The sequence below is a fragment of the Streptomyces spinosisporus genome, assembly GCF_022698145.1.
GTDB lineage: Bacteria > Actinomycetota > Actinomycetes > Streptomycetales > Streptomycetaceae > Streptomyces > Streptomyces spinosisporus.
This window is the reverse complement of record NZ_JALDAX010000010.1, coordinates 123,377-137,052: the sequence shown is the minus strand read 5'-3', so window position 1 is coordinate 137,052 and position 13,676 is coordinate 123,377. Positions and strand designations below refer to the sequence as shown.

The following is a 13,676-nucleotide window of genomic DNA, read 5'->3' as shown; positions in this document are numbered from 1 at the left end:
CGCACCACTGGGCCCCGGCCGCCTCATCGCGGCCGGGGCCCGCGCGTGGATCCGTACGGGGCGGTGACACGTCACAGGGGTAAGGAGGCTCCCATGCGTCGAACGATCCCCCACACGGCCGTCGCCCTCACCGCACTCGCTCTCGCCCTCGCCGGCTGCGGCGGCCAGGCCGACAGCGGAAAGGGCGGCGACAGCGACAGCGTGTCGTCCTCCCCCACCCCCACGACACGTCCGTCCACCACCCCCACGGGCTGTGCGCCGGCGTCCACGCTCGGCGTTCGCGACAGCGGACGCACGGTGTGCATGGCGGTGGGCGACACGATCCGCATCAGCCTGGACGGCACGGCCAAGCGCCCCTGGAAGCCCCTCAGCCCGAAGGGCTCCGTCCTGGAGGCCGCCAACAGCGGCATCGTCCTGCAGCCCGGCGACGCGAGCGCCGCCTACAAGGCCGTAGAAAAAGGAAAGACCCGGCTGCAGTCCACGCGGCCCCTGTGTGCCGCGCAGACCGGCCGGGTCTCCTGCCTGGGTCTTCAGGAGTGGTGGGTCACGGTGGTGGTGAGGTAGCGGTGCACCCGCTCGGAGTGCCCGGTCGGCCCGAGCACCTCCGGCTCGCGGCGCCCTCGCTCGGCCTCACGGATCTGCCGGTCGATGCGACGGTCGTGCACGATGCCGATCACCGATGGGAGAACCATCAGGACGAGGATTCCGAGAACGGTCAGCATTGCGATCAGTCCTTCGATGTGTGCCGTATCCATGGACACCACTGTCGCGCCGTTGACTCCTTACAAACAGTGGCAGGACTGCCGTAGACCCTCGATTTACTGCCAATCGCGAGGCACACTGGAGGCATGCTGAAGAACGTCGCCGCCGTCGTCCTCGACGGCGTGAACCCCTTCGAACTGGCCGTCGTCTGCGAGGTGTTCGGCATCGACCGCAGCGACGACGGCCTGCCCGTCTACGACTTCGCGGTCGCCTCGGCCGAGGGGCCGGTGGTGAGCACGCGTGCGGGCTTCTCCATGAACGTCGAGCACGGTCTGGAGCGGCTGGAGGAGGCCGACCTGATCGCCGTGCCGGCCGGCGCGCGCTACGGCAGCCGGGAGTACCCGCCCGAGCTGCTCAAGGCACTGCGCCGCGGGATCGAGCGCGGCGCCCGGGTGCTCAGCGTCTGCTCCGGCGTCTTCGTGCTCGCCGAGGCGGGACTGCTGGACGACCGCCGCTGCGCCGTGCACTGGCACGACGCGGACCAACTGGCCCGGAGCTACCCGCGGCTGACCGTCGAGCCCGACGTCCTGTACGTCGACGAGGACCCGGTGATCACCTCGGCGGGCACCGCCGCCGGCATCGACGCCTGTCTGCACATCGTGCGCAAGGAGCAGGGCCCGGAGGTCGCCAACAAGATCGCCCGGCGCATGGTGGTGCCGCCGCACCGGGACGGCGGACAGGCCCAGTTCATCGAGCGCCCGCTGCCCCGCTCGCACGGCGACACGGTCGCCGAGGTGCTGGTGTGGATGGAGCGCCACCTCGACGAGGAGGTCACGGTCGAGCAGCTCGCCGAGCGTGCCCATATGTCGCCGCGCACCTTCGCCCGCCGCTTCCAGCAGGAGACGGGCACCACTCCCTACCGCTGGATCCTGCGGCAACGGGTGCTGCTGGCCCAGCGGTTGCTGGAGGGGACGGACGAGACGGTGGACGCCATCGCCGGGCGGACGGGGTTCGGCAACGCGGCCGCGCTGCGCCACCAGTTCGTCCAGACGATCGGGACGACGCCGCACGCCTACCGGCGCACGTTCAGGGGGCCGCAGGCGGCCTGAGCCGCGGCGACCCGCGGCGCCTCAGTCGTTCGCGACCACGGGGTAGCGGGGCTCGTTCTCGGCCATCTGCCGCAGCGCTTCCTTGCGTTCACGCTTGGAGAGGCGGTCGATGTAGAGGTAGCCGTAGAGGTGGTCGGTCTCGTGCTGCAGGCACCGGGCGAAGTAGCCGGTGCCGCGGACCTTGATCGGGTTGCCCTTCTCGTCCTGCCCGGTGACCTCGGCGTAGTCCGGGCGGGCCAGCGGCGCGTACGCGGTGGGCACGGACAGGCAGCCCTCGTTGCTGTCGTCCAGCCGGCGCCGGTCCGCGGGCAGGTCCACCAGCTTGGGGTTGCAGACCACGCCCACGTGCCGCACACCCTCGTCGTCGCCGCAGTCGTAGACGAAGACCTTCAGGTCGACGCCGATCTGGTTGGCGGCCAGGCCCACGCCCTCGGCGGTGCGCTGCGAGGCGAACATGTCCGCGACCAGCTGCTCCAGCTCGGGCCCGAACTCCGTGACGTCCTTGCACTCCTTGTGCAGCACCGGATTCCCGACCACCGTGATCGGCCGCGACGTCCCCCGCTCCCGCCAGGCCGCCTCCCGCTCCTCGGTCTCCTGCGTGTCGTCGACGAAACCCTCGTCATCCACGGGAAGCACGCCCACGTGCTGCTGATCGGTGTCCTGCTGCGCCATGCCGACGATGCCTTCCTCAAAAAACCGGGTTCACTGCTGATACAGGGTAAGGGGCAGCGCCCCTGTAAGGGGCGCGGGGAACTGCGCGACCAGCCACAACGAACCAGCACCCGGCAACGGCGCTAACAAACCTCTTCCAGATCCCGCCAATCCCGAGAATCCGGGCTATCGGCAACCCACCCGTCCAGCAACCCCCGCACCAACGAAGCCGGCGCAGCCACCCCGCACTCCCGCTCAGGCACCCACAACTGCCCGTCCGTCCGATGCCCCAGCGGCCCCGGATGCCCGGGCTCACTGTGATCATGAGGATCGAGATGCTCCCCGTCCCCCTCGTCGGAAGGCATCTGCGACTCCGAGCACATCCGGCACAGCAGCCGCACCGAGGACGACCAGTCCTCGGCGGCGAACCCGGCATCCGCGGCCAGTTGCTCCAGGGCGTCCCGGTCCGCCTCGGTGGCGGCCTCCAGCAGCACCACCCAGGTCGGCACGGGCGACGGCGCCCACAGCTCGATCTCGTCGAAGACGGGATACGAGTGCCCGGCCGCCGTGGTCCGCTCGCCGTGCGGCACCCCGTCGTGCAGCACGACCTCGCCCCAGCGCCGCCCGGAGGACGGCAGCGGGATCGACAGCACCTCGATCCGGGCCGGGTCGAGGCGCCGGCCCCACACCACCTCGGCCTCCCCCTCGGGGGACAGCCGTACGGCCGCGCTGCCCAGGTCCATGCCCACGGGCTCACCGGAGGTGGTGCCCCCGCTCGGCAGCTGCAGCCCGTAGGCCTGCCAGGCCCGCCGGGCCAGCGGCCAGTCCTGCAGCGCGGTGGCCGCGATGCCGACGTTCCACCAGTCGGGCGCCCCGGCCGCCCGGTCCAGCAGCGCCACGGCCCTGAGGCCGGCCGCCCGCGCCTGTTCCCAGTCGTGCCGGAACTTGTGCAGCAGGGCGAGGTTGAACCAGGACTCGGACAGCCAGGGCTCCAGGTCGGCGGCACGTGTCAGCAGCGCGCCCGCGTCCTCGTACCGGCCATCGCCGATCAGGGTGAACGCGCGGTCTGTGGCCTGCCGCCAGGAGGCGGAGGGCCGGTGCCGTCCCTTGCCGAAGATCCTCACGATTCCCGCCTGCCAGTTCCTTGGAGTGGGCTGGCTAGTGCTGCCCCCGGACACCCTCTCATTCGCATCCAACCACGTACGGCTGGAAGGCCGCTCATTACCCATGGGTTACCCAGCCGCGGGCAAGGTCAGACTGTCTCGTGCCAGGACCCGGGCCAGCGATTCCACCACGTCGGGCGCGTACTGCTCGGCCGTCGCCAGCCGCAGCTCCTCCAGTGCCGTGAGGGGGCCGCCCGGACCGGCGTCGCGGGCCTTCTCCACGTAGGCGTTGACGGCCCGTACGATCCGCGCGGCGACCGGCTGCTCCCGGTAGGGGTCGGCCTGCCGCTCGACGACCACGGCGACCGCGGAGTCGACGCCGGTCTGCCGCACGACGGCCCCGCCGAGCAGGGCGATCCGGCGCTGCTCGGCCGTGGGCAGCACCGCGGTGGCACCGGCGGGCACCGGGTCGACCAGGCTGAGCTGGCCGATGTCGTGCATCAGGGCCGCGTGCTCCAGCACGCTCAGCTCGGGCCGGGTCAGCCCGAGGTCGCGCCCCACGGCCCGGCACAGGGAGGCCACGCGCAGGGCGTGTCCGGCGGGGGTGTACCCGGCGATCTCGGTGGCGCGGGCGAGGGAGGCGATGGTCTGCCGGTAGGTGGTGCGCACGGCGGCGTAGCGGCGGAAGGACAGCTGGGTGAGCAGCAGCGGCAGCGAGAAGACGGGCAGCGCCCACAACCCCACGACGGCGACCGCGAGCGCCATCACGGCGCCGGTGGCGCACACGGCCGAGCCGATGCCGAGCAGGGCGTGCAACTCGTCCCGCAGCAGCGGGCCGAAGGGCCAGCGGGTCCGGGAGTGCGCGAGGGCCGCGGCGAGCACGGCGTCGCACAGTGCGGTGAGGGCGAGCAGCGCCAGCAGCAGGAGCGCGTAGGCGGCCCCGTGCCAGGCGTCGAACACCCCCCGGCTGTACAGCGGTTGGAAGCAGACGGCGGCGAATCCGACGGTGAGCACGCGCCGTGCGAGGTGGTCGAGTTCGGGTCCATGTCCGCGCGCGAGGTGCGGCACGCTGCCGAGCAGGGCCGCGGCGAGGACGACGGCGACGGCCTGGGGGGCGCCGTGGTGCGTGGCCTGTCCGGCGTCCTCCCCGAGCAGCGCGTACGACAGCGCCCCGGCGGCCGCGAGGGGTGCGGCCTCGCGGACCCGGGCGCCGGTCCACCGGGAGAGCTCGCCGACGGTGACGAGCACGCCGAAGGCGAGCGCGGTGGAGCGCTCCTCCAGGCCGGTACGGCAGGTGGCGGCGAGGCAGCTCGCGGCCAGGAGGGCGGCACAGGTGTGGATGAGGACCGTGAGCGGACGGGCGCTCATGGGTGGGCTCGCGCGGGGGCGGCGACGGGCGCGGGCGGTGCCGGGACGCGGGGCTCCTCCTGGGCGGTGACCGCCGGATGCCAGCCGTCGCGGACGAGCGCCCGCACCAGTGCCGTGACCATCCGCGGGTCGAACTGCGAGCCCGCGCACCGCTCCAGCTCCTGCAGGGCGACGGGGACGGGCCGGGCCCGGCGGTAGGAGCGCGTGGACGTCATCGCGTCGAAGGCGTCGGCCACGGCCACCACCCGCGCCGACTCCGGGATCTGGGTCCCCACCAGCCCGTACGGATAGCCGCTGCCGTCCAGCCGCTCGTGATGGTGCAGTACGGCGGCCCGGGCCTCGCCCAGGAAACCGATGCCCCGCACCATCTCGTGGCCGTACTCGGGATGCAGCTCGATGACCCGCCGCTCCTCGGGGGTGAGCGGGCCGTCCTTGCGCAACAGCCGTGTGGGGACGCCGAGTTTGCCCACGTCGTGCAGGATGCCGGCGAACCGCAGCACCTCGACGCGCTCGTCGTCCATGCCGAGTTCACGCGCGATCATCATCGAGGCCTGGCCGACCCGTTCGCTGTGGCCGCGGGTGTAGCCGTCCTTGATGTCGACGGCCTGCACCAGTGCGCGGATCGTCGCCTGGTGGGCGGCGCGCTCGCGGTGGTACTGCGCGAAGGCCCACCAGGACACGCACATCGGCAGCAGCACGAGCAGCGCGGCGACGGGGCCGTAGGGGCTGCGCCACAGGACGGCCATCATCAGCCCGGCGAGACCGTGCACGGCCACCGGCGCCAGGGAGCGTACGAACAGGCCGCGCCAGGCGCGGCGCAGCGGCACATGCTCGGTCAGCACTCGCAGTCCGCCGTCCAGGGCGGTCAGCACCAGGCAGAAGGCCAGTACGGCGGCGCCCGCGGGCGCCAGCGCGTACGGGAAGTCGGAGGCCACCACCGCGTCCCGCCCGCCGAGCGCCCCGTGCACCGCGCTCGCGGCCCACACGCCGAGGACCAGCTGGGCGGCCCGCCGGCCCCGGCGCGGCAGCCGCGGCCGCTGGTCGGCGCGGGAGAGCAGCGCGCCCGGCAGTGCGACCAGGGCGGCGGCGGACGGCGGAAGGAGAAAGGCACCGGCGAGCAGGACCGGGTAGAACGTTCCGGCAACGCGCCATCGGGCGGCCGCCTGCTCACAGGCGGCGTACACCAGGGCCAGCAGGGCGACGGCCGACCAGGAGACACGCGTGGCCGGCAGCGGAAGCAGACAGAACAGAGCGCCGAGGACCGTACAGGCGACGTACGCACGTGCCCGTCGCGGAACCGCCTCCATCACGCCCCTCCCGGCCGATGCTGCTCAGGCTGAGGAGCGTAGGGGGGCTCGAGGGGGCCGCGTCGGCGTATGAGCCGTGGATTAGCACGTTCGAGTGACGCCGGCCCGTCCCGAGCGAGGGCCTGAAGGGGTCAGGACTCCTGCGGGCTCGCCGGGGAGGCGGTGACGTCGTGCTCGGGGACGCTCTGGCCGGAGCGGATCAGCTCGATCCGCCCCATGACCTTGGACCGCAGGTCCGTCGGCACGTCGTCATGTCCGCAGCACCGCTTGACGAGCTTCTTCACGGCCTGCTCCAGGCCGTACTTCTCCAGACACGGCGAGCACTCCTGGAAGTGCTGCTTGAACTTGTCGCGATCGACTTCCGGCATCTCGCTGTCGAGGAACTCGTAGAGATGATCGAGAACCTCGCTGCAGTCCGTCTCGTGCGGCTCTCCGCAGCTCATGAGCCCGAGCCTTTCGCTTCGTTCGACTCTCCGGCGCCGGCCGGGACCAGCCCGCGCTCACGGGCGTAGTCCTCGAGCATGCCGCGCAGTTGACGGCGGCCCCGGTGCAGCCGGGACATCACCGTACCGATGGGTGTCCCCATGATGTCCGCGATCTCCTTGTAGGCAAAGCCCTCTACGTCAGCGAGGTAGACGGCGATGCGGAATTCCTCGGGGATCGCCTGGAGCGCGGCCTTCACGTCCGAGTCCGGAAGGTGGTCGAGCGCCTGCGACTCGGCGGAGCGCAGACCGGTCGACATGTGCGACTCGGCGCGCGCGAGCTGCCAGTCCTCGATCTCCTCGGCCGCCGAGCGCTGGGGTTCGCGCTGCTTCTTGCGGTACGAGTTGATGAAGGTGTTGGTCAGGATGCGGTACAGCCACGCCTTGAGGTTGGTGCCTTCACGGAACTGGTGGAAGGACGCGTACGCCTTCGCGTACGTCTCCTGCACCAGGTCCTCCGCGTCGGCCGGGTTGCGCGTCATACGCAGCGCGGCCGAGTACATCTGGTCGAGGAATTCGAGCGCGTCCCGCTCGAAGCGCGCGCTGCGCTCCGTGGTCGACTCCGCGCTGATGCCCTGGCCCTCGGGCTGCTCCGCCTGGCCGTTGTCGGTCCCTGCGTCGGTCCCAGTGACCGGACCCACCTCCTCAAGATTCCGGGCGGAGCCGAAACCGGTCCCACCAGAATCGGAGGATAGACGACGACCCGTCCCCGCCGCCCCTCGAATTGGGGTGGTCTTGGCCGCAGTCAGCACCGTCCAGTCCAGGTCAGCGCTGCGCTCACGGCTCGGGCAGATGGTCGAACCCATGCGGCGGACTTCCTCTCCTACGACATCGGTGCTGGTCGACCAGCACTTCTGGCTCCTTCAACAGAGGGCGCCGCCGCAACATTCCCGGGCCTCACCCCAGCGACCCGGTCCACTTCACCACCGCGTCCGTGATGATCGCCACGGCCTGCTCCTGGGAGATGTCCGCCTTCTTCGGCACGGCGAAGCCGTGATCGCCGTACGCCACCTCGACCAGCTCGTACGTTCCGTCGGGAAACTCCTCCGGCCTGCCGAAGGGGTCGTTGCCGCCCTGTACGACCAGGGTGGGCACCCCCGATCCGAGCAGTTCCCCGGCCCGGGACTTCTCCGGCCGGCCCGGCGGGTGGAGCGGGAAGCTCAGGGCGAGGACGGCGTGTGCGCCGAGTTCGGACGCCGTACGGCAGGCGACGCGGGCGCCGGCGCTGCGGCCGCCGGAGACCACCGGCAGTCCCGGCCCGGTCAGCGCGGGCCAGATGCCGCGCCAGCCGGTGTCCAGGGTCCTGGGCGGCGAGGCCACCTTCTTGCCGGCCACCCGCCAGGGCTGCTCCACCAGGGCGACGGTCACACCATGCCCGGGCAGGACGGCGGCCAGCGCCTGCAGGTCCCGGGCCTCGATGCCGCCGCCCGCGCCGTGGCTCAGGGCCAGCACGAGCCGTGCCCGCTCGGCCGGGTGCCAGGTGATGCGCGCCTCGCCGGCGTCCGTCGCGATCGTTTCGACGGTCCCGGTCGTCGCGTCAGAAGTGGCTGCGTCAGAAGTCGTCACGTCAGAAAAGTGTGCCCTCTTCGGGCCCTTCCAGCTCCTTGAGCAGCTCCGGGCCGTTGTTGCGGACGTTGCTGACGGCGGTGGAGACCGGGTAGGCGCGCATCAGGCCCTCGGGCGGCGGCGCGAGCAGTGCGCGCAGGTCGTCGAGGTCGGTGCGGGAGGGGTCGAGCCAGGCGTCCCAGCGGTCCGGGGTGAGCATCAGCGGCATCCGCGGATGGATCTCGGACAGGGAGTGCGGTCCCTCGGCGGGGGACACGGCCAGCGGGCCGGTCTCGGCCTCCGTGGTGATCACGGAGCAGGTCACCCACCAGGCCTGCGGGTGGTCGTCGGGCAGCGTCTTGTCCCGCCAGAACTCGTACAGACCGGCCATCGCGAAGACCGAGCCGTCGGCGGGCAGCACGAAGTAGGGCTGCTTGCGCGGCCGCTTCTTCTTGCCGTCGACCTCCAGTTCGCGCTCCTGCTTGCCGGTGACCCACTCGTAGTAGCCGTCGGCCGGGATGATGCAGCGGCGGGAGGAGAAGGCCCGCTTGTACGACGGCTTCTCGTGGAGCGTCTCCGCACGGGCGTTGATCATCCGGGCGGCGCCCTCGGGCGTCTTCGACCAGCTCGGCACGAGTCCCCACTTGAGCGTGCGGAGCTGGCGAACCGGCCGCGGGTCCTCCACGTCCTTAAGAGGGCGGTCGAGAACGGCGTAGACCTCCTTGGTGGGGGCCACGTTGTAGTCGGGCGCCAGAGTCTCCTCCGGCTCCCACTTCTCGATCTCAAAGATTCCTGCGAGATCCTCTGGCCCACGACTCGCTGCATACCGTCCGCACATACGTGCCACACTGCCAGATCCGCCGAGCCTTACGGGAGCCAAAGCCACCGATGGACAGCACCGCCTCCTCACTCACCTCCCTCTGGGACCGGGTCTTCGGCACCCAGCCCGACCCCGACCTGTGGGTGGTGATCGCGACCCTGGTCGCCGCGGTCGCCGTGACCGTCCCGCACGGCGTGTGGCGCCTCTCGCGCAACGCCATCACCATCGCGCACGAGGGCGGCCACGGTCTGACGGCGCTGCTCACCGGCCGCCAGCTCACGGGCATACGCCTGCACTCGGACACCAGCGGCCTCACCGTCAGCCGCGGCAAGCCGCACGGCCTCGGCATGATCCTCACCGCGGCTGCCGGCTACACCGCTCCCCCACTGCTCGGCCTCGGCGGCGCCGCCCTGCTCGCCGCCGGCCACATCACCCTCCTGCTGTGGGTGGCGACGGCCCTGCTCATAGCGATGCTCGTGATGATCCGCAACGCGTACGGCGCCGTGACGGTGGTCCTGACCGGCGGCACGTTCCTTCTCGTGTCCTGGCTGGCGGGACCGCAGGTACAGGCGGCGTTCGCGTACGCGGTGGTGTGGTTCCTGCTGGTGGGGGGCGTACGCCCGGCCTTCGAACTCCAGGGGAAGCGCCGCCGCGGGGGCGCGGGTGATTCGGACGCGGACCAACTGTCACGTCTGACGCATGTACCGGCGGGCTTGTGGTTGTTCCTGTTTCACGCGGTGAGTCTGTGCTCGCTGATCGGTGGGGGACGCTGGCTGCTGGAGGTGTGATGCAGCCCCGAAGGGGCGCATCACAGGGGCGCGGGGCTGTGACATCAGCGGCTCCGCCGCGGGGCGCGACCAGCCACGACGGCGCCGCAGCCAAACGACCCCCTCCTTATAAAGTGGGGCCCATGGCCCCACAAGACGCACCCACCGCCCTCTGGCCCGCCCCCGTAGCGAGCGGAGCCGTCGACGCGACGGTCCACGTACCGGGGTCCAAGTCCGTCACCAACCGCGCCCTCGTCCTCGCCGCCCTGGCCAGCGAACCCGGCTGGCTGCGCCGCCCGCTGCGCTCCCGCGACACCCTGCTGATGGCCGGCGCCCTGCGCGCGATGGGCGTCGACATCGTCGAGGGCGTGGGCCCGGACGGCACGGGAGAGACCTGGCGTGTGCTGCCCACCGGCCTGCACGGCCCGGCCACGGTCGACGTCGGCAACGCCGGCACGGTGATGCGCTTCCTGCCGCCGGTCGCCGCGCTCGCCGACGGCCCGGTCCGCTTCGACGGCGATCCGAGGTCGTACGAGCGCCCCTTGCACGGAGTCATCGACGCCCTGCGCGTGCTCGGCGCCCGGATCGACGACGACGGCCGTGACGCGCTGCCGCTCACCGTGCACGGCGGGGGCGCCCTGGACGGTGGTCCGGTGGAGATCGACGCCTCGTCCTCGTCGCAGTTCGTGTCCGCTCTCCTCCTCTCCGGCCCGCGCTTCAACCAGGGTGTGGAGGTCCGGCACACCGGCTCCTCGCTGCCCTCCCTCCCGCACATCCGCATGACCGTCGACATGCTGCGCGCGGTCGGCGCCCAGGTGGACACCCCGGAGGCGGGCGGCGAGCCGAACGTGTGGCGGGTGACGCCGGGCGCGCTGCTCGGCCGGGACCTGGTCATCGAGCCCGACCTGTCCAACGCCCAGCCCTTCCTGGCCGCCGCACTGGTGACCGGCGGCAAGGTCGTGATCCCCGACTGGCCGGCCCGCACCACGCAGCCCGGCGACAAACTGCGGGAGATCTTCACCGAAATGGGCGGTTCCTGCGAACTCACCGAGTACGGGCTGGAGTTCACCGGTTCGGGTGCCGTGCACGGGATCGACGTGGACCTGGGCGAGGTGGGCGAGCTGACCCCGGGCATCGCGGCGGTCGCGGCCCTCGCGGACTCCCCCTCCACCCTGCGGGGCGTGGCCCATCTGCGGCTGCACGAGACGGACCGGCTGGCCGCGCTCACCAAGGAGATCAACGAACTCGGCGGCGATGTCACCGAGACCGCCGACGGCCTGCACATCCGCCCGCGCCGGCTGCACGGCGGGATCTTCCACACCTACGAGGACCACCGCATGGCGACGGCCGGCGCGATCATCGGCCTCGCGGTCGAGGGCGTGCAGATCGAGAACGTGGCGACGACGGCGAAGACCCTGCCGGACTTCCCCGACATGTGGACCGGGATGCTCGGGGCGTAGGGACGTAGGGACATGCGCCGCTACGGCAAGCACACCGACGAGGACGACATCCGCAGCCGTCCCAACCGCAAGGGCACCCGGCCCCGTACGCACATCCGTCCCGCCCACGAGGACGCTGCCGAGGGCATGGTCCTCACCGTCGACCGGGGCCGGCTGACCTGTCTGGTCGACGGCCGGATCGTGATGGCGATGAAGGCCCGGGAGCTCGGCCGCAAGGCGGCGGTGGTCGGCGACCGGGTGGCCCTCGTCGGCGACCTGTCCGGCAAGAAGGACACCCTCGCGCGCATCGTCCGCATCGAGCCGCGCACCTCGGTGCTGCGCCGCACGGCCGACGACGACGATCCCTACGAGCGCGTGGTCGTCGCCAACGCCGACCAGCTCGCCATCGTCACCGCCCTCGCCGACCCGGAGCCGCGCCCGCGGCTGATCGACCGCGCCCTGGTCGCGGCCTACGACGGCGGCCTGACCCCCCTGCTGGTCATGACCAAGTCGGATCTCGCCCCGCCGGACAAGCTTTTGGAGCTCTACGGCGACCTCGACATCCCCCATGTCGTCACCAGCCGCGAGGAGTTGCAGAACGGCGACGCCTCGGTCCGGGTGCGCGAGCAGTTGCGCGGCCGGGTCACCGCGTTCGTCGGCCACTCCGGTGTCGGCAAGACGACGCTGGTCAACGCGCTGGTGCCTCAGGAGCGCCGCCGTGTGACGGGGCATGTGAACGCGGTGACGGGCCGCGGCCGGCACACCACGACCTCGGCGCTCGCCCTGCCCCTGTCCGACGACGAGGGATGGGTGATCGACACCCCGGGCATCCGCTCCTTCGGCCTCGCCCACATCGACCCGTCCCGGGTCATCCACGCCTTCCCGGACCTCGAACCGGGCACGGCGAACTGCCCGCGCGCCTGCAGCCACGACGAGCCGGACTGCGCGCTGGACGAGTGGGTGGCCGAGGGCCATGCCGACCCGGCCCGGCTGTATTCGCTGCGGCGGCTGCTGGCGACCCGGGAGCGCACGGAGGGCGACTGACCCCAGGACCCGTGTGACCACCGCGTTGTTTGTGTGCACGCGGGTCCGGTAAGTGCATAATCGCACCCAGCCGGACCTACGGGAGGACAGCACATGGCGTGGCTGCTGGTGGTGGTGGCCGGGTTGCTCGAGACCGGTTTCGCCGTGTGTCTGAAGCTCTCGCACGGCTTCACACGGCTCTGGCCCACGATCGCGTTCTGCATATTCGCGCTCGGCAGCTTCGGCCTGCTGACCCTGTCCCTGCGCAAGCTCGACGTCGGCCCCGCGTACGCGGTGTGGACCGGCATCGGCGCCGCGGGCACCGCGGTCTACGGCATGGTCTTCCTCGGCGACCTGGTCTCCGCCCTCAAGCTCGTCTCGATCAGCCTGGTGATCGTGGGCGTGATCGGCCTGCAACTGTCGGGCTCGGCCCACTAGGGCCTGTCTTTCGGATCATCTCGGCGTCGCGGGCCCTGGCACGCGCTCCCCCACTGCCTGAAGGGCGTGGGGGTGCCCCCAGCGGCGTTGTCGTCGATTGCCGACTCCCCCACGACTCCGCTCGACCCGGGGGGACCCCATCGCGTCGACGCCCCCCTCCGCCTTGCAGCCGCACGCACCAGACCCCGCTCGGGTCGGCCAGGACGCGCCGTTCCCTTCAGCCGACCCGATCCGAAAGACAGACCCTGGCCGCAGGCCCGACGCCCGTCACACCGCCTGTCGCGGTAATGCCGTGCGTACCAGGTCCGCCACGCCGCCCTCCCCCGGCGGGGCCGCCACGCAGGACAGTGCGATCCGCACCACCAGTTCGCAGGAGCGGGCCAGGTCCGCGGTGTCCGACTTGAGCGCCCCGGGGCCCGACAGCACGGCCACGGCCCGGTCGCGGACCATCGCCACGAAGTCGCCCGGCGAGGGCAGCGGGCCGTCCGCCCGCCGCTGCGCTGGCACCGCCGAGGAGGACGGCACGGCGGACAGCGTCGGCGAGGGCAGGCGCTCGCTCCAGCAGCCGGTCAGCATGGCCCGTACCAGTGCGTTGTCGCGGGCGGTGGACGCGGTCCACTCGGCGGTCGCGGTCAGCCGTTCCCGGGCGTCGCTGTGGGTGGTCAGCGCCCGCTCGACCCCGGCGAGATACGCGTCCGCCTCCCTTCTCACCAGGGCCCGGGCCAGGCCCTCCTTGCTGCCGAACTCGTTGTAGAGGGTCTGCCGGGACACTCCGGCCACCGCGGCCACATCGACCATCCGCACGGCCGACCACGGTCGGCGCGCGAGCGCCGTGTACGCGGCGTCCAGTAGGGATTCCCGCGCTGCAGGCATCATCGCCTCCCTGGGGCGAGCGGCTCTGCGCCCAGATTTGACGCGCATG

The 13,676-nt window shown here is 71.9% G+C and carries 16 protein-coding genes; 6 read left to right on the top strand and 10 right to left on the bottom strand.

Annotation, left to right across the window (positions count from 1 at the left end; all coding sequences use genetic code 11):
* Positions 1-93: 93 nt before the first annotated feature.
* Complete coding sequence (locus MQN93_RS25360; RefSeq protein ID WP_242711390.1) at positions 94-564, top strand: hypothetical protein; 471 nt, start codon at positions 94-96, stop codon at positions 562-564.
* Here the strand turns inward: MQN93_RS25360 and MQN93_RS25355 are convergent.
* A complete protein-coding gene (locus MQN93_RS25355) occupies positions 531-755 on the bottom strand; it encodes an ATP synthase subunit B family protein (protein WP_242711389.1) in 225 nt (74 codons plus the stop codon). The genes MQN93_RS25360 and MQN93_RS25355 overlap by 34 nt on opposite strands.
* 93 nt (positions 756-848) lie before the next feature.
* Here MQN93_RS25355 and MQN93_RS25350 point away from each other — a divergent pair, with 93 nt between their 5' ends.
* Positions 849-1,811, top strand: a complete 963-nt coding sequence (locus MQN93_RS25350; protein ID WP_242711388.1) for a GlxA family transcriptional regulator — start codon at positions 849-851, stop codon at positions 1,809-1,811.
* 21 nt (positions 1,812-1,832) lie between these two features.
* On the opposite strand, the gene def is transcribed toward MQN93_RS25350, so the two are convergent.
* From def to MQN93_RS25310, 8 genes are all read right to left on the bottom strand, one after another.
* The gene (gene def, locus MQN93_RS25345) at positions 1,833-2,483 is read right to left on the bottom strand and encodes a peptide deformylase (RefSeq protein ID WP_016437908.1); all 651 of its coding nucleotides are present in this window, start codon (positions 2,481-2,483) and stop codon (positions 1,833-1,835) included.
* Between the two features lie 122 nt (positions 2,484-2,605).
* Complete coding sequence (locus tag MQN93_RS25340; RefSeq protein ID WP_016437907.1) at positions 2,606-3,586, bottom strand: tetratricopeptide repeat protein; 981 nt, start codon at positions 3,584-3,586, stop codon at positions 2,606-2,608.
* Positions 3,587-3,694: 108 nt separating this feature from the next.
* Positions 3,695-4,933, bottom strand: a complete 1,239-nt coding sequence (locus tag MQN93_RS25335; protein WP_242711387.1) for an HD-GYP domain-containing protein — start codon at positions 4,931-4,933, stop codon at positions 3,695-3,697.
* Complete coding sequence (locus MQN93_RS25330; protein ID WP_242711386.1) at positions 4,930-6,240, bottom strand: HD-GYP domain-containing protein; 1,311 nt, start codon at positions 6,238-6,240, stop codon at positions 4,930-4,932. The genes MQN93_RS25335 and MQN93_RS25330 overlap by 4 nt, the downstream gene beginning before the upstream one ends.
* A gap of 131 nt (positions 6,241-6,371) precedes the next feature.
* Complete coding sequence (gene rsrA / locus MQN93_RS25325; RefSeq protein ID WP_016437904.1) at positions 6,372-6,683, bottom strand: mycothiol system anti-sigma-R factor; 312 nt, start codon at positions 6,681-6,683, stop codon at positions 6,372-6,374.
* A complete protein-coding gene (gene sigR / locus MQN93_RS25320) occupies positions 6,680-7,363 on the bottom strand; it encodes an RNA polymerase sigma factor SigR (RefSeq protein WP_037783621.1) in 684 nt (227 codons plus the stop codon). Before sigR ends, rsrA begins: the two co-directional genes overlap by 4 nt.
* A 256-nt stretch (positions 7,364-7,619) precedes the next feature.
* Positions 7,620-8,288, bottom strand: a complete 669-nt coding sequence (locus MQN93_RS25315) for an alpha/beta hydrolase family protein (protein ID WP_242711385.1) — start codon at positions 8,286-8,288, stop codon at positions 7,620-7,622.
* Position 8,289: 1 nt separating this feature from the next.
* Entirely contained in the window at positions 8,290-9,105 is an 816-nt protein-coding gene (locus MQN93_RS25310; RefSeq protein WP_016437901.1) for an SOS response-associated peptidase, read from the bottom strand.
* Positions 9,106-9,155: 50 nt separating this feature from the next.
* On the opposite strand from MQN93_RS25310, the gene MQN93_RS25305 reads away from it, so the two are divergent.
* The 4 genes from MQN93_RS25305 to MQN93_RS25290 all read left to right on the top strand — a co-directional run bounded on the left by MQN93_RS25305 (position 9,156) and on the right by MQN93_RS25290 (position 12,754).
* A complete protein-coding gene (locus tag MQN93_RS25305) occupies positions 9,156-9,875 on the top strand; it encodes a M50 family metallopeptidase (protein WP_242711384.1) in 720 nt (239 codons plus the stop codon).
* 122 nt (positions 9,876-9,997) lie between these two features.
* Entirely contained in the window at positions 9,998-11,314 is a 1,317-nt protein-coding gene (gene aroA, locus MQN93_RS25300) for a 3-phosphoshikimate 1-carboxyvinyltransferase (protein WP_242711383.1), read from the top strand.
* 12 nt (positions 11,315-11,326) lie between these two features.
* Entirely contained in the window at positions 11,327-12,337 is a 1,011-nt protein-coding gene (gene rsgA / locus MQN93_RS25295; protein WP_242711382.1) for a ribosome small subunit-dependent GTPase A, read from the top strand.
* Between the two features lie 93 nt (positions 12,338-12,430).
* The gene (locus MQN93_RS25290; protein ID WP_242711381.1) at positions 12,431-12,754 is read left to right on the top strand and encodes a DMT family transporter; all 324 of its coding nucleotides are present in this window, start codon (positions 12,431-12,433) and stop codon (positions 12,752-12,754) included.
* A 267-nt stretch (positions 12,755-13,021) separates the two neighbouring features.
* Here the strand turns inward: MQN93_RS25290 and MQN93_RS25285 are convergent, their stop codons facing one another.
* Positions 13,022-13,630 (bottom strand): TetR/AcrR family transcriptional regulator, encoded by a 609-nt coding sequence (locus tag MQN93_RS25285; RefSeq protein WP_199786618.1) that lies wholly within the window; start codon positions 13,628-13,630, stop codon positions 13,022-13,024.
* Between the last annotated feature and the right edge of the window lie 46 nt (positions 13,631-13,676).

Excerpts from the sequence above, each read along its gene's own strand:
- MQN93_RS25360 (WP_242711390.1), top strand. The coding sequence starts at position 94 with ATGCGTCGAACGATCCCCCACACGGCCGTCGCCCTCACCGCACTCGCT.
- MQN93_RS25355 (WP_242711389.1), bottom strand. The coding sequence starts at position 755 with ATGGATACGGCACACATCGAAGGACTGATCGCAATGCTGACCGTTCTC.
- MQN93_RS25350 (WP_242711388.1), top strand. The coding sequence starts at position 849 with ATGCTGAAGAACGTCGCCGCCGTCGTCCTCGACGGCGTGAACCCCTTC.
- def (WP_016437908.1), bottom strand. The coding sequence starts at position 2,483 with ATGGCGCAGCAGGACACCGATCAGCAGCACGTGGGCGTGCTTCCCGTG.
- MQN93_RS25335 (WP_242711387.1), bottom strand. The coding sequence starts at position 4,933 with ATGAGCGCCCGTCCGCTCACGGTCCTCATCCACACCTGTGCCGCCCTC.
- MQN93_RS25330 (WP_242711386.1), bottom strand. The coding sequence starts at position 6,240 with ATGGAGGCGGTTCCGCGACGGGCACGTGCGTACGTCGCCTGTACGGTC.
- rsrA (WP_016437904.1), bottom strand. The coding sequence starts at position 6,683 with ATGAGCTGCGGAGAGCCGCACGAGACGGACTGCAGCGAGGTTCTCGAT.
- MQN93_RS25310 (WP_016437901.1), bottom strand. The coding sequence starts at position 9,105 with ATGTGCGGACGGTATGCAGCGAGTCGTGGGCCAGAGGATCTCGCAGGA.
- MQN93_RS25305 (WP_242711384.1), top strand. The coding sequence starts at position 9,156 with ATGGACAGCACCGCCTCCTCACTCACCTCCCTCTGGGACCGGGTCTTC.
- aroA (WP_242711383.1), top strand. The coding sequence starts at position 9,998 with ATGGCCCCACAAGACGCACCCACCGCCCTCTGGCCCGCCCCCGTAGCG.
- rsgA (WP_242711382.1), top strand. The coding sequence starts at position 11,327 with ATGCGCCGCTACGGCAAGCACACCGACGAGGACGACATCCGCAGCCGT.
- MQN93_RS25290 (WP_242711381.1), top strand. The coding sequence starts at position 12,431 with ATGGCGTGGCTGCTGGTGGTGGTGGCCGGGTTGCTCGAGACCGGTTTC.
- MQN93_RS25285 (WP_199786618.1), bottom strand. The coding sequence starts at position 13,630 with ATGATGCCTGCAGCGCGGGAATCCCTACTGGACGCCGCGTACACGGCG.